The sequence below is a fragment of the Grimontia sp. NTOU-MAR1 genome (assembly GCF_035758505.1).
Taxonomy (GTDB): domain Bacteria; phylum Pseudomonadota; class Gammaproteobacteria; order Enterobacterales; family Vibrionaceae; genus Enterovibrio; species Enterovibrio marinus.
On record NZ_CP142109.1, the window covers coordinates 164915 to 177811 of the forward strand.

Below are 12897 nucleotides of genomic sequence, written 5' to 3' on the forward strand. Positions count from 1 at the left end.
AGATCAGAAAAACCACGCCGGTTTTTCAAACGACGTGGCGATAAAACAGATCGGGGTTAAGCTTGTGCTGATGGTGGTTTATTGCCTTTCAGCAATTTGCGGACTCGCCAGGTAATGGCAGTTAGAATCGCCGCACAAAGCGTGATAACAGGAGCAGCCATCAGCGCCATGGTTACCGTCCGTCCAAGCGCATCCGGCAGCGATGGCAGCAGAAATCCGATACCCGCCAGCAGAAACACCCAAAGGGTGGCACTTAACCAAGCGAAGTAGTGGAAACGTGGTGCTTCTTTCACGCGGATGCCCATCATCATTGGCACAATCGAGCGAACACCCGGAATAAAGCGCGCTGCAAAAAGCGCCACCAAACCATGCTGACGCAATAAAGCATCCACGGTTTTCATGTTCTTTTCCGGGACTTTCCTCAGCCAGGATTGCACCATCGGCAATTTGTTCAGCCAGCGACCTTGCATGAAGGCCATCCAGCTTCCCATTGAAGCTGCCACGATCAGTAGTGGGAATGCGATAGCTGGCGTTAACACACCCACTGCCGCCAAAGTACCGACCAGCACAACCACGCTGTCGCAAGGTAATGGCGCAGCCGGTAAAAAGCCGCTTTCAAGGCAAATCAACATAGCCACAATGATGTAGATTAGGGTTGCACTGCCAGGAGCCAGCAGTGCATCGAAATCCTGGTTCCACAAGGCCACCAGCACTTCCTGAATTGCTTCAAACATATTCTCTCCAAGAATCAAAATAAATAGGGTTAGGTGATGCTAGAGAAGGCTTCCCTAGAGTGGATAAAGCGGAACTGGAGATGGCAAGGTGCGAAGAAGCCTGTGATGTTCTGTCGGCTCTGGCGAGTACAGAAGTAGCCTGACGACAAAAGGCCCAAGAGAAGCAGAGAAATGCCTGAAACCGGAAAGGCTGGCAGTGATGAAGGTTCGTCATCGATAAACTCGACGTCATCGGGCAGAATGCGTGATGTCATGGTGCGAAGCAGCGAATACTCTTCGTTCGCCAGCGGCACACCTTCTCTATCCTGCAAAGCTGCGTGGTGCCCCTGCGCCAAGTCGACCCCAATAACCCCCACAGCGCCGCTTAACAGCAGCACCATCATCAGGGCAACATAGAGGGGAAGTCGCGTGGTCGGCGTTTTCACAGCGTATTCTCAAAGGTCAATTCAGGCAGAATTTACTGCTAAAACCACAAAAAGAACAACACTTTTTATCGCTTATGACGACCTTGCATAAGGCGGCGATTTTCCAACCAAAAACCGGCTGAAAAGCGCGCTATTTTTCGCCGTTTTTCGACCAGTTTTGGCGTGCGGATTCACTGAGGAAAGTCCATGCCACAATACGCGTTACTTTCTGCCCTTGCGCCATTTCGATGGTGCGGACATCTTCGACTTTTAACGCTTTCAATTGCTTGTAGATACCCGGTAGGTTTTCTTTCTTGGAAACCATGGTGGTGAACCAAAGGCATTGGGTCTTAAAGTCGGCACTTTGTTCTATCATTCGCTTGATAAAAACCGCTTCGCCGCCCGGACACCAAAGCTCTGCGTTCTGTCCACCAAAGTTCAGCACAGGTTTGCCCTTGCCTTTCATTGGCTGCGCTTTGAAGGGTTCTGAGCCTTTCTTGCGGGCATTGGCGGCAAGGTTCTTCACTTTGCGCTCAGAGCCTTTTGTTGCCTCTGCCATCGAAGCATGGAAGGGCGGGTTGCACATGGTGAAATCAAAGCGCTCTTTGGCGTTAATCATGCCTGCGAAAATCTGGTCTGGGTTCTTTTGAAGGCGGCATTGAATGCCCCCTTTGAGGCTTGGGTTCATCTCCACCATCAGCTTCGCGCTTTTTACGGATACTGGGTCAATATCCGCACCCACGAACTGCCAGCCATAAACGCGGTGGCCGACCATCGGGTACACGCAGTTTGCGCCCATGCCGATATCCAGCCCCTTCACGGCTTTGCCTTTGGGAATTTCTCCGCTGTTGGATTCAGCCAGCAGATCTGCCAAGTAATGCAGGTAGTCCGCACGGCCGGGGATTGGCGGGCAAAGATACCCTTCTGGAATATCCCAGAAACTGATTTGGTAGAAGTGTTGCAACAGAGCCTTGTTAAGGGTTTTGACTGCTTGCGGGTTGGAAAAGTCGACGGACAAATCACCGAACGGGTTCTTCTTCACAAAGGCTTTGAGCTCTGGCGTGCCTTTCATCAGCGCCGGGAAATCGTATCGCGCACGATGGGGATTTCTTGGGTGCAGACCTTTCTTTGGTTGTGAAGTGGTTTTGTTCGGTTTTGTCATGATGACGCCTAGTCGACTTTGTCGGGAATTTGCAGGGCAGCGATTCTAGCACGACAGCCAGAAATTCCGAGCCGATTTCCGCTAGTTGTCAGGTCTTTCGATACTGTGTTCAGTCGGCTGCGGTGTCACTGTCATCACCTTCACGCCGCTTGGCGTATCAAAGCGGTGCCAGACATTTTCCGGCACCACGACCAACTCTCCAGCCGATAAGGAAATGGGGGTTTCTTCTTCGCCATTGAGCAAGAAAATGGTGGTTTGCCCTTCCAGCACATGCACCAGTTCGTCGCCCGGATGACGCTCCCACTCACTCTTTCCTTCATAGTGGGCAATGAATACGCGACCATCTCGATAATCTGTCAGTGTTGCAAAGGCATCTTCCCCTTCACCGCTAAGCGAGTGTTCCGGCGTGCGATCTTCCAGAAACGTGACTTGCTCAAACGCATCCTTGAGGTTGACTCTGCTTCCTTTCATGCCCTTTCCCCTCTTTGGGTAAATTAACTGAGCTTCTTAAACCACTGATCCAGCTTCTCGCCTGCTTTCTGGCCGTGTTCTGCTTTCACATGCATCACTACCGCTGCAGCGGCTGCCGCCAGTACACCGAGGTCATCAGAGAAGCCAACGGCAGGCGTGAGGTCAGGAATGGCATCAATAGGCGCAATAAAGTAGCCAAGCGCAGCGAAAATAGTGGTTTTCGCCCATTTAGGTGTGTCGTCATCGGTTGCGGAATAGTAGAGCTTGAGGGCATTTTCCAATACGTCGTAACCCGCTTTTTGTGCAAAGTTACGGGCTTTGGTCCAAAAGCCATCGTCGGAAAATTCATCGAGATATTTGTTGTCACTCATGGCGCGGTCCTTTTCGTAAATCACTGATTTCAATCTACACGCTAATCAATGCGGCTGCCTAACCCGAATCTGAGAACTTTTTCACAGTCGGCATAATTGAGAAATTTGCTGATGGATTAGGCTGTTATAGTGTCACACTGGTTTGAACTCTAAGAAGGTTAAGGAAAACGGCTGATGAACAAGTGGTACATGGTTCGCCGATGGATCACCTCTCAATTTCAGCGTTTAAGCGGGAAGCACGTTATTACTGCAGTGTTGGCTTACGCAGTCATAAGCTGGTTGCTGCTTCGCTTAGCGGGAGAGCATGCACTGACTTCTCCCTTCGTTGATTATATCTATTATCTGTTAGTGACCGCGTCTACAGTGGGTTACGGCGACATGTCCCCCACCACAACGGCGGGTAAATGGATTGTCGCGCTGTTTGTGATCCCTTGTGGACTAAGTATTTTTGCCATCGGTGTTGGTCGGTTGGCGGGTATTACCATTGATTATTGGCGGAAAGGACTGTTAGGAAGAAGGAGCATTGACGTGTCTGGACACATTTTGATTTTGGGTTGGAATGAGAACCGAACCCTTCACCTCATCGATATGCTTCTCCATGAAGAAAAGGACAAGCGCCCTATCGTGTTGTGCGTGCGTGCTGACATTGAAAACCCTCTGCCGAAGGAAATCGATTTTGTCCGCACCGCCAGCTTTACTGACGAAACGGCGATGAGCCGCGCAGGTGTGAGTGATGCGGACTGCATCATCATCGACAACCCGGAAGACGACATCACGTTCGCTGCTGCCCTATTCTGCGCCAGCAAGAATCCGGATGTTCACATTCTTGCCTACTTCCAGGAAGAAGTGCTGGCCAGCCTGTTGAAAACGCACTGCCCGAACGCGGAGTGTATCCCTTCTGTGTCAGTGGAAATGATGGCTAAATCTGCTGTGGATCCGGGCTCTTCTGAGCTTCACCATGAGCTTTTGAACACACGAAAAGGCATGACGCAATACGCGGTCGCCTACCCTGGCGATGCACAATACACCACGGTTGAAGCGCTCTTCATGCGCATGAAGAAAGACTATGATGCAACCTTGATTGGCTTCCGACGCGACAATCATGTCAGGCTGAATCCGCCGCTTGATCAGGAAATCAAACCTAACGATTTGTTGTTCTATATTGCCGATGAAAGGGTGTTGGACTTCAAGTGGGACTGAGTCAAACTCACTCATAGCCAGCGCTGAATAGGAGACAAAAGAAAGGCGCTAAGTTAGCGCCTTTCTTTTTTGAAACGCAGAAGGTCAGGCGAGGTTCAAACGGTTATGCAGATTACGGCGAATCAGGTAACCAATTTCACGCCCTTGCTTACCCATGTATGCGCCGAGTAGTCCACCAAATCGTGAACCACCTCGTGAACCCTGATAAATAGAGTCAAACAGCGAATTTTCCACTTCCACCACGTAATTCATACGGTCATCACTATCAAACCAAGCCTGTGATTGCTGATTCAGCGGTGTATCTATCAGAGTGATCTGTTTTGCTGCTGGCAGTTTCGCCACAATTTGGTTGAGCAGCTTGATGGTGTTGAATGGACGACGACCTTCACCATTGGTACGCTCGAAGTCGGCGGCATAGCAAACTGGCGCAATCTCAAGGCCCGACTCATCCAACATGCAATGTCGAATCAAAGCGGCTGTGCTTTCCGGCCAAATCTCCACTTCATTGGACGGTGAGTCGTTAAGAAAATCCCACTCGTAGCTAAAGCTTGCAATATCCACTTTGTTCAACCCCACCACAAGGCGGTTATCAAAATTGCTGCCTAACGCCGGTGCAATCACATCACAAATCAGCCGATAGCCTTGGTTCAGGTTTTGCTCTGCTGGATCCAGCACCACAACCGCCATATCGATGAGTGGATTACCATCGCTATCACTTTCGCTCAGGGTCGCACCAATCTGCATGTCCAGCATTTTGTCATGCTGCTCATCACCATTGTGGCCGGGGTAATCCCAGACAACCAAATTACCGTTCTGGAAACGGGTAATACCAGACACAGCATTAAACTCTTCGTTCAGGCGGTTCCCAAACACAGCCTTTATAGTAGAGGTTTTACCCACACCTTTCGGACCAACGACCATGATGTTCAGCGCTTGATCTTCAAGCTCATGCAGACGCAGTTGCAATGTGGACTTTTTAAACTCGTCCACCAGCGATGAGTGGCTGATATCCCAGGCCAATTGTTGAGAAAATGACTTGCTGTTTTCCATGGGCATGTCCTCGGTAAATACTTCCTATACCCAAGTGCTTTTCACGCCAACAACTTCCTGTCAGCTTGGGTATATAACCAACTTTTCATCTGCAACTATACGCAATGCACAATTAGCAATTTGTCTCGCTCTTGATAGCAATTAACAATTTGTTTACTTAAAGAATGATGTGCGGTTTAAAGCTGATGAAACTTGGGAAGTTAAGGGGTCACCGAGTTTTGAGCCCTTTTATGTCTACCCAAGCAACCTGAAGATGTTTGTATTCAGGTTGTTTGGGTATATTTAGATAGAAATACCCAGTTGGCTGCGGATTTCGTCTGAAACCATGTTTCCGAGCGCGCGTCCATGACGCCCTAAAAACGCGCCTAACTGACCACCAAAGCGATCACCCTCATGTGCGCCAACATGAATGGCGTCAAAACACGCATTTTCTATCAGTTGCAGGTAAATCAAGTTGTTATCATGCTCACGCCAATGATCATCATCTCGGCTTAAAACATGATTAAACAATATAAGAGACTTATCTTCCGGAAGAGTTTCCATGGTACGAGCCAATAGTTTAAGCAGGTTGTATGGACGAGCAGTTGGAGATTCACCCGCTTCCGCGCTGAAGGCTAATGGCCGGATCTGAACACTGGCATTATCAATCAACCGATACCGGAGCGCTGCTGCTGTGCAATCTAACCAGATTTCAGCATCCATTGGCATCACATCTTTTACGTATTCCCCTCTAATAGCATGGGCAACTTTGTCGCACTTGTTGAAAACTACCATCAGACGCCCATCAGCGTTTCTGCCCATCATAGGCATGATCGTACGGCAGATATCGAGGTAGCAATCGTCGATGTTGTTTGAGGAAGCATCAAGCACCACCATGACCAGGTCGACCAGTGGGGTGTTGTTTTCATCGGTTTCAGACAAAAGTGCAGATAACTCCTGAATCAAAGGGTTAGATTCTGGGCTATAGTCTGGAAGGTTGGCCTCCCAAAGCGTCACTCGATTGAGTTCTGTGCGCTGAATGTTGTAGGTTGAACGCGACCAATCTTTCTCCCCAAACAGCGCTGACAGCAAGGCAGATTTGCCAGCACCCGGCGAACCCAGCACTAGAACGTTTAATGATTCATTAGAAAGTACTTGAAGGCGGCGCTTTAATCTCGCTTTGTAGCCAAACTCCATATCAGCGCTGTCTTCAATCTGACTGCGTAGGCGGTCAAAGAAAGTATATTGGGGAGTCGATGAAGCCTTTCTTTCATCTTGTAAAGCAGTGAGCTTTTTGAATAGCTGCGTATCAACGAAATGATTTCCCTGCATGATAGTGGTTCTCCTCTTCAATCAGATTCACAACGGAACCAATCATCACTATATGCATGAAATATCTTAACCAAGTGTCTCGCTGTTGATAGCACGTAATGATTTTCTACTAGAAGAGTGCGGTAAGCATCAGTCGCCAAAAGTCTGCAGGCGAGAAAAAAACCGCAACAGCGGGCTGTTTTTAGTACTCTCCAGCGCTCAATTTCTGTTGTGCCTCAGAAACGGTTATTCGCCCGAATAATATATCCATCATGGCCCGAATACGCTTATTGTCATCACCATATTTCGACAATTTGAGATGGTTTGGCGCTTTAAATTCTACTTCTCCCACTTGGGTATCATTCCTGTAAGCTTTGATTTTCGCATCAGCAACAAAGGTTCGAATATCCCAACTCCAGCGGGAGATATAAGTCAGAGTCAGTTCACTTGGGTCAGGCGTCGTATTGGGCTTCATCACTTTGCATTTTTTGCCTTCATCCATACACCACCTAAGCATGTTGTCGAGAAACACACTGCGTGTAGGTGGATGTTCTACGATCGTAACTTCCGCGCTTTGATTGGATTCACTGATAGGCGTTGCAGTGTACTTAGGGCCTGAGCAACCAACAAGTATGGTTCCCAGGAACAACCCAAAGGTAATTTTCTTCATCGTCGTACATCCTTGTTGTTTATTTTCTTTTGTAGAAATGAATATAGTCAAACAACCTGAAGATACCGGATTCAAGGAGTTTGGGTATAGAGAAATCCTACGCTAATGCTGGTACATTAGCGCCAACGTTTTCTGATGAAGCACTAACACTTTGGAACTATTCAACATCACCTGTCTCGGTAAGCCTCTGCGTCTTGAAGGATCGCTGGCGGGCTGGCAAGCACTTTACTGGGACAACCAACTCGTTTCTCAACTCGCCGCAAGCGCTGATAACGACGGCGAGAAAATCCACACTTTCCAACTGACGGCCAACGACCAAATCATTACCGTCGATGTCTCCTCAAGCCTCAGTTGGCAGCCGTTCAACATCGACTACAAAGTCGCGGTAGACGGAGAAGTGGTGGAGTCTGGATCGCGCAACGAAAAAGACATCGAGCGCCAGCAGCCAGAAGTTAAACCTCAAGCCAAACAGAAATTCAGCCTGATCGGTCTGGGATCACTGGGCTTGAAACTCTTCAAAAGTGCCAAGGTCATCAAAGTGGTACTCGCGGGTGCGAGTGTCGCAGCGTATTCCTGGTTGTTCTCCTGGCAATTCGCCTTGGCGTTGATTGCTTGCCTAGTGGTGCATGAATACGGCCACATCCGCGCCATGAAATACTTTGGCATGAAAACCAAAGGCATTTACCTCATCCCGTTTATGGGAGGATTGGCGCTTTCGGATGAGAAGATAAATACGCGCTGGCAGGATGTGGTGATTTCCATCATGGGGCCAACCTTCGGCCTGTTTATGTCTTTGGCGGCGCTCGTGGCTTACTGGGTAACAGGGAATGTGTTCTTTGCAGGTCTCGCAACCTTTAATGCGCTATTAAACTTGTTCAATCTGCTACCGATTTTACCCCTCGATGGCGGACACATCCTCAAAAGCATCAGCTTTTCGATGAACAGCGTTGTAGGCTTGGTAGCCTGTATTGCTGGTGCAGCGGTGGGTGTATATGTCAGTTATGCATTCGGATTGGCCCTGCTTGGCTTCCTGCTGCTGATTGGTAGTGCTGAAATTATCTTCGAATGGAAATACCGTCATCACTCACATCTGTTGCCGCTGAGCCGCTATGGTCAAATCTTCAGTACCGTGTGGTATTTCTCAACGGTTGCGGCTTTGGTCGGCGTGATTATCTACTTCGCCACCAAAGGTGATGAGATGTTGGCACTGCCGCTGTTGATTCTGCAGAGCTAACTGAAAATACTTCTCTTAGAACGCCAGCCACCGCTGGCGTTTTTTCTTTCCAGCTTCAGCACAAACTCATGAAATGATTTGTATCGCACTAAAATGAAAACCGATGTACGATGCGCCACCTTTTTCATTTCGGTGTGTTTTACGTGATTACTCCATCATCAAATGCGCTGTATACAGATCTCTCGGGTTATTACGATCTGATGTGCGCAGACATTAACTATCAGTCTCAAAGTGACTGTGTGCGCAGGCTTCATCAACTGTTTGGTAACCAAGGGAAACGTCATCTGGATCTGGCGTGTGGTACAGGCCCACACATTCGCTATTTTATCGATACCGGCTTCTCAAGCGATGGCCTTGATCTGAACCAGCCTATGCTGGATCAAGCGAAACTGCGCTGTCCGGAAGCACAATTCTCGCTGCAGAATATGTGTGAGTTTGTGGTGGATGCGCCGTATGACCTCATCACCTGTTTTCTTTATTCGATCCACTACAGTGGCAATATCGAAAAACTCAGCGCTTGTATTCGCAGTGCTCACGCAGCACTTAAGCCTGGTGGTGTGTTCTGTTTTAATGCCGTTGAGAAGAACCTGATCAACAACAACTCTTTCGTGCGCCATATTGTTCAGCACGAAGGCAGTGAGTTTGCTTTCAAATCCGGATGGTTTTATTCCGGTGAAGGAGACAAACAAGCACTGAAACTGAGCATCGAAAAGACTACTGACAAGGTGACGGAGGAATGGCATGACGACCACCCGATGGTTGCCGTGAGCTTCAACGAGCTAAAAAAACTGCTTGAGCCATACTTCGAAGTCACTGTGTTTGAGCACGACTACGAAAAGCTGGAGATGTGGAATACCACTTCTGGCAACGCCATTTTCGTGTGCGTAAAACGATAAGCTGAAAAGAGAAGGTCGGATTCAGTCCGGCCATTTTTGTTTAGATAAGGTTGGCGTTGATAGTGGCGAAAGCCAACGTTTCTGAGTTGGTGGCGTTTACTGAGCCCCTTTGTAATGAGCCACTATCTCTGCATTACCGATTGTATGTTCAGACTTGGTACCAAGAAAAAACACTCCATTTGCATAATCTACATTGTATTTGTCCGAGATCAGCCGGTCGAAAAGCATTACCCAGAACATTGAAAGCTTAATTGCCTTCCCAGCCCGATGAGAACGAAAGAGTCCAGTGAAAAAACCTTCAAAGGCCCACAAAAGTTGTGTACCCGCCCACGAGCTCACGCCTGATTTAACCAAGCTAAACTGACGGAACAACAATCTGTGACCACTTTCAGTGAAGCGCGTGAAGTCGTAAGGCCCCTCATGGACATGCTGCAAAAATGGTGTTTCAGCGTATACCAACCCTTCCGGCCTCAGCATATAGAATGTGTATCCAAACAACCTGAAGGTTCAGGATTCAGCGAGATTGAATGGCGTTGTGATCGGGTCCTTTGCAGGTTTAGTCATCTTCATCAAAAAGGAACAACAAAGAGCGCGTCATCATTCCACTCGCTCGAAGGGAGGCCTTCATGTGCTCACTTCTTCGTTAAACCCCACGAAAGTGGAGCAACTTTTCCTCATGGAATTCACCTCGAGTTGGACGCATTGATGACCTCTGAGTACAAGCATATTCAGGTTGCTTGGGTATGGCTGTTTTAATCAACCACCATATAAAACAGACAGTCAGAGAGGGCAATGTGGTGTTTGGTGGTAATCATGAAAAGCTTGGAAGCATGCTTTAAGCGAAGCTCGCCATCGTGCTCATAGAAAAGCGCATAAATAGGGTGACCACCTCCTCCGTCATTGGTGATCATCGCATCCAGCCCTTTCTCTCCCAACCAGCCAATCATGCTATCCGCAGCCATCCAACCAAAGTTGTGGCGATCAATATCCAGGGGCAGTGTCAGATCAGCGTCATCAACTTTTCGGTCGTGATAGCAAAGCTCCAACCCTTTTTTCAACTGCACACGCACTGGATGGTAGAGCAAATCTAAAGGCCGGAAATCAGCGTGGTTGACGAAAATATTCTCTGCTGTCAGGAAGTGATGAAGCCCATTTTGGGCCACCTCATGTGCGGCATGATCAGCAGCCCCACCACATTCAACGGTAACAATGGGTGATTGGTCGGTGGTTTGCTCCATCAATGCCCCCAACCGCACGCTGGTACAAAGCATTCGCTCAGTAAACAACGAAGCAATTTGCTGGTGTTTTTCATCGTCAACGATAGAAACAGAAAATGAGGGGCTGGTCCCCGAGGTATTGTGGAGATCGACAACTGCCTCAGGTTTTAAGTCAGTAATCCGCGCCATAATTTCAGCGGCGACACCATAGCTGTCATCCTCACCCGTCTTGCCAAAGCAACGGTTCATATCGGGCTTATCATCAAAATGGCGCGTAGTGAATGGCTTGTCATAACGCGCCGCTTTGACATTAGCGAGGCAAAAGTGCGTGGTTACAGCACACTCCGGAGGATTCTGGACGAAATGCCAAAATGCTTTGACACCAGACGGTTCATTGCCGTGGAGCAAAGTCACCACCACACGATGTCGGTTGGAATCCTGGCCAGGTACCGTCAGCCAACTGGCACCAGGCAGCGTGTCTAACCAAGTAACCAATCCGCGCCTTAAGTCCTCATCGTTAGGCCAGCTAACATCATGCAGCATCATGACTTTTTTACACTCCTTGTGAAATTATTAGGGTCTGTTGACCTTTGCATCATAAAACCGGCCAATGTGAAACAGGCTCTCCTGATAAATATTGTCTTTGATACAAGGCGAACATCTTATTCAAGGCAACTTCCCGACCGTATTTCCTCTCAAGCTCCACCAAGGTCGACAGTTGCCAACTGGCGCCGTTCTGACGTTTCGCCAGCCGATGTTCAATCACCACCATCAACATGTCAGCTTCCAGTCTGGAAATGCCCAGTGCAACCAAGGAATCCGCAACCCGAGGCAATAGCTTGTCCAGCACGTCAACCAGCGGATACTCCTGTAAAGTGCCATTTTCTGACTCCCAAAGGATATTCGCGTTCACGCCATATTGGGCAGCCCGGTAGAAATTATACTTGGCGAACTCAAAGGGCAGCCTATCCATCAGTCTGTCTAGATCACTTTGGAGCGCATGTGCCAAACCAATGCAAAGTGCCGCATTCGCCACCATGTCAATCGTCGTAGGCCCTGCTGGCAGGCTTCTAAGCTCAACACGCAGGTGGCCACCGTCTGCGTCGTCATAGACGGCACGGTTCCAACTCCAAATAGTGCTCTGGTGAAGACGCAGAGCATCAAGCCTTGGCCCACAGCCTTCCCTGCACTTGCTCTCGGGCATATCGGGCAAAAGCACGGGCTGAAGGCTGACACCTTGTCTGAACAGTTCCAATGCACTTTTACGCACGTACCCTTTCCCGAAAGAGACACGCGCAGGTGTGTGCCAATTCATGCCACAGAGGTTACGGCTATCGATAGATTGCTTGAACAAAGGCACCCGAGTTTCATGCCAGAGCTTTTTCTGCATGAATACAGGGGAATTAGCCGACATTGCTAGAGAAAAAATCGTGGCGATTTGTATCCCGTTATACCATTGTGCAAACTCGTTGGGCTTAACCCGATAGTGCACTTGAAAGGACGTATTTGCCCCTTCTAATGTCAAATCATCCGCATCAACTTCCAAGCTTTCTGCACCATGAATCCGGATATGGAACGGCCCACCCCGGGATTGGCAGAGAATATCGGTAAGGGCGTGGTAACGAGGAGAGTCCGTCATTGACGCCAATCCGAAGTCGCCATCTTTCAGTGTGGGCAATATTCCAATAGGCGTGACATCAATACCCTCTCCCTGCGCGATGGCCTGAAGCGATTGCAGTCGTTCGTCCATTTTTTGTTTGAGGGAGGTGAAAGGCGCGCCACTGAAATCGGTATAAGGACAATTATATTCAACGTTAAACCGATTGATTTCAGCCGTCATGAGGGGGTCTGCGGTTTTGTAGAGAATATCGAGGTTGCAGTGTGCGGGTCGGTGGTGTTTGTCGGTGAGATAAAGCTCCAGTTCGGCACCCAGAGTGCATTTTCCTATTCCCCAACCCGGCGTGTTCAATAACCCCTCGAGTTGATCCAGTTCTGACTTTAGCTGCTTGGCGAATTGCTCATGATCGCTGGCGCTAAACGAGGTTTTATTGATATTCTGTCCCACTACTTTATCCTCGCTTGACTTCAATGTTTAAAATAGAACAAAAACACTGCAGTTACAGGTAAATGGCGCCTTCCAACTACCCTATTCACGCCACTTTCGCATTCATGAGCTAGTTTGGAAGTCTTGGGGCAGC

Annotated in this window: 14 protein-coding genes; 3 read left to right on the plus strand and 11 right to left on the minus strand. The window is 48.7% G+C overall.

Annotated features, from left to right (window positions below):
• Positions 1-56 precede the first annotated feature (56 nt).
• The 5 genes from VP504_RS18720 to VP504_RS18740 form a co-directional block, all read right to left on the minus strand.
• Positions 57-734, minus strand: a complete 678-nt coding sequence (locus VP504_RS18720; RefSeq protein ID WP_325894938.1) for a DedA family protein — start codon at positions 732-734, stop codon at positions 57-59.
• Between the two features lie 29 nt (positions 735-763).
• Positions 764-1159 carry a hypothetical protein gene (locus tag VP504_RS18725; protein ID WP_325894939.1) on the minus strand — a complete coding sequence of 132 codons (396 nt, stop codon included), beginning with the start codon at positions 1157-1159 and terminating at the stop codon, positions 764-766.
• A 130-nt stretch (positions 1160-1289) separates the two neighbouring features.
• Positions 1290-2300 (minus strand): 23S rRNA (adenine(1618)-N(6))-methyltransferase RlmF, encoded by a 1011-nt coding sequence (gene rlmF, locus VP504_RS18730; RefSeq protein WP_325894940.1) that lies wholly within the window; start codon positions 2298-2300, stop codon positions 1290-1292.
• Positions 2301-2381: 81 nt separating this feature from the next.
• On the minus strand, positions 2382-2771 hold the full coding sequence (locus VP504_RS18735) for a cupin domain-containing protein (protein WP_325894941.1): 390 nt from the start codon (positions 2769-2771) through the stop codon (positions 2382-2384).
• A 23-nt stretch (positions 2772-2794) separates the two neighbouring features.
• On the minus strand, positions 2795-3142 hold the full coding sequence (locus tag VP504_RS18740) for a YkvA family protein (RefSeq protein WP_325894942.1): 348 nt from the start codon (positions 3140-3142) through the stop codon (positions 2795-2797).
• 174 nt (positions 3143-3316) lie between these two features.
• Here VP504_RS18740 and VP504_RS18745 point away from each other — a divergent pair, with 174 nt between their 5' ends.
• Complete coding sequence (locus tag VP504_RS18745) at positions 3317-4342, plus strand: ion channel (protein WP_325894943.1); 1026 nt, start codon at positions 3317-3319, stop codon at positions 4340-4342.
• 84 nt (positions 4343-4426) lie between these two features.
• Here the strand turns inward: VP504_RS18745 and VP504_RS18750 are convergent, their stop codons facing one another.
• The 3 genes from VP504_RS18750 to VP504_RS18760 form a co-directional block, all read right to left on the minus strand.
• On the minus strand, positions 4427-5392 hold the full coding sequence (locus VP504_RS18750) for a hypothetical protein (RefSeq protein ID WP_325894944.1): 966 nt from the start codon (positions 5390-5392) through the stop codon (positions 4427-4429).
• Positions 5393-5674: 282 nt separating this feature from the next.
• Positions 5675-6703: a hypothetical protein gene (locus VP504_RS18755; protein WP_325894945.1), complete on the minus strand. Its 1029-nt coding sequence runs from the start codon at positions 6701-6703 to the stop codon at positions 5675-5677.
• A 181-nt stretch (positions 6704-6884) separates the two neighbouring features.
• On the minus strand, positions 6885-7352 hold the full coding sequence (locus VP504_RS18760) for an Sbal_3080 family lipoprotein (protein WP_325894946.1): 468 nt from the start codon (positions 7350-7352) through the stop codon (positions 6885-6887).
• A 151-nt stretch (positions 7353-7503) separates the two neighbouring features.
• Here VP504_RS18760 and VP504_RS18765 point away from each other — a divergent pair, with 151 nt between their 5' ends.
• The gene (locus VP504_RS18765; protein ID WP_325894947.1) at positions 7504-8586 is read left to right on the plus strand and encodes a site-2 protease family protein; all 1083 of its coding nucleotides are present in this window, start codon (positions 7504-7506) and stop codon (positions 8584-8586) included.
• Between the two features lie 110 nt (positions 8587-8696).
• Entirely contained in the window at positions 8697-9482 is a 786-nt protein-coding gene (locus VP504_RS18770; protein WP_325894948.1) for a class I SAM-dependent DNA methyltransferase, read from the plus strand.
• 96 nt (positions 9483-9578) lie between these two features.
• Here VP504_RS18770 and VP504_RS18775 read toward each other — a convergent pair whose 3' ends face one another.
• The 3 genes from VP504_RS18775 to VP504_RS18785 form a co-directional block, all read right to left on the minus strand.
• Positions 9579-9959: a hypothetical protein gene (locus tag VP504_RS18775; protein WP_325894949.1), complete on the minus strand. Its 381-nt coding sequence runs from the start codon at positions 9957-9959 to the stop codon at positions 9579-9581.
• Between the two features lie 275 nt (positions 9960-10234).
• Positions 10235-11245 (minus strand): succinylglutamate desuccinylase/aspartoacylase domain-containing protein, encoded by a 1011-nt coding sequence (locus VP504_RS18780; protein ID WP_325894950.1) that lies wholly within the window; start codon positions 11243-11245, stop codon positions 10235-10237.
• A gap of 49 nt (positions 11246-11294) precedes the next feature.
• Positions 11295-12764 carry a glutamate--cysteine ligase gene (locus VP504_RS18785; protein ID WP_325894951.1) on the minus strand — a complete coding sequence of 490 codons (1470 nt, stop codon included), beginning with the start codon at positions 12762-12764 and terminating at the stop codon, positions 11295-11297.
• Between the last annotated feature and the right edge of the window lie 133 nt (positions 12765-12897).

What these genes read in the sequence shown, in the direction of transcription:
- VP504_RS18720 (WP_325894938.1), bottom strand. Translation starts at nt 734, where the DNA reads ATGTTTGAAGCAATTCAGGAAGTGCTGGTGGCCTTGTGGAACCAGGAT.
- rlmF (WP_325894940.1), bottom strand. Translation starts at nt 2,300, where the DNA reads ATGACAAAACCGAACAAAACCACTTCACAACCAAAGAAAGGTCTGCAC.
- VP504_RS18735 (WP_325894941.1), bottom strand. Translation starts at nt 2,771, where the DNA reads ATGAAAGGAAGCAGAGTCAACCTCAAGGATGCGTTTGAGCAAGTCACG.
- VP504_RS18740 (WP_325894942.1), bottom strand. Translation starts at nt 3,142, where the DNA reads ATGAGTGACAACAAATATCTCGATGAATTTTCCGACGATGGCTTTTGG.
- VP504_RS18745 (WP_325894943.1), top strand. Translation starts at nt 3,317, where the DNA reads ATGAACAAGTGGTACATGGTTCGCCGATGGATCACCTCTCAATTTCAG.
- VP504_RS18750 (WP_325894944.1), bottom strand. Translation starts at nt 5,392, where the DNA reads ATGGAAAACAGCAAGTCATTTTCTCAACAATTGGCCTGGGATATCAGC.
- VP504_RS18755 (WP_325894945.1), bottom strand. Translation starts at nt 6,703, where the DNA reads ATGCAGGGAAATCATTTCGTTGATACGCAGCTATTCAAAAAGCTCACT.
- VP504_RS18760 (WP_325894946.1), bottom strand. Translation starts at nt 7,352, where the DNA reads ATGAAGAAAATTACCTTTGGGTTGTTCCTGGGAACCATACTTGTTGGT.
- VP504_RS18770 (WP_325894948.1), top strand. Translation starts at nt 8,697, where the DNA reads ATGCGCCACCTTTTTCATTTCGGTGTGTTTTACGTGATTACTCCATCA.
- VP504_RS18775 (WP_325894949.1), bottom strand. Translation starts at nt 9,959, where the DNA reads ATGCTGAGGCCGGAAGGGTTGGTATACGCTGAAACACCATTTTTGCAG.
- VP504_RS18780 (WP_325894950.1), bottom strand. Translation starts at nt 11,245, where the DNA reads ATGATGCTGCATGATGTTAGCTGGCCTAACGATGAGGACTTAAGGCGC.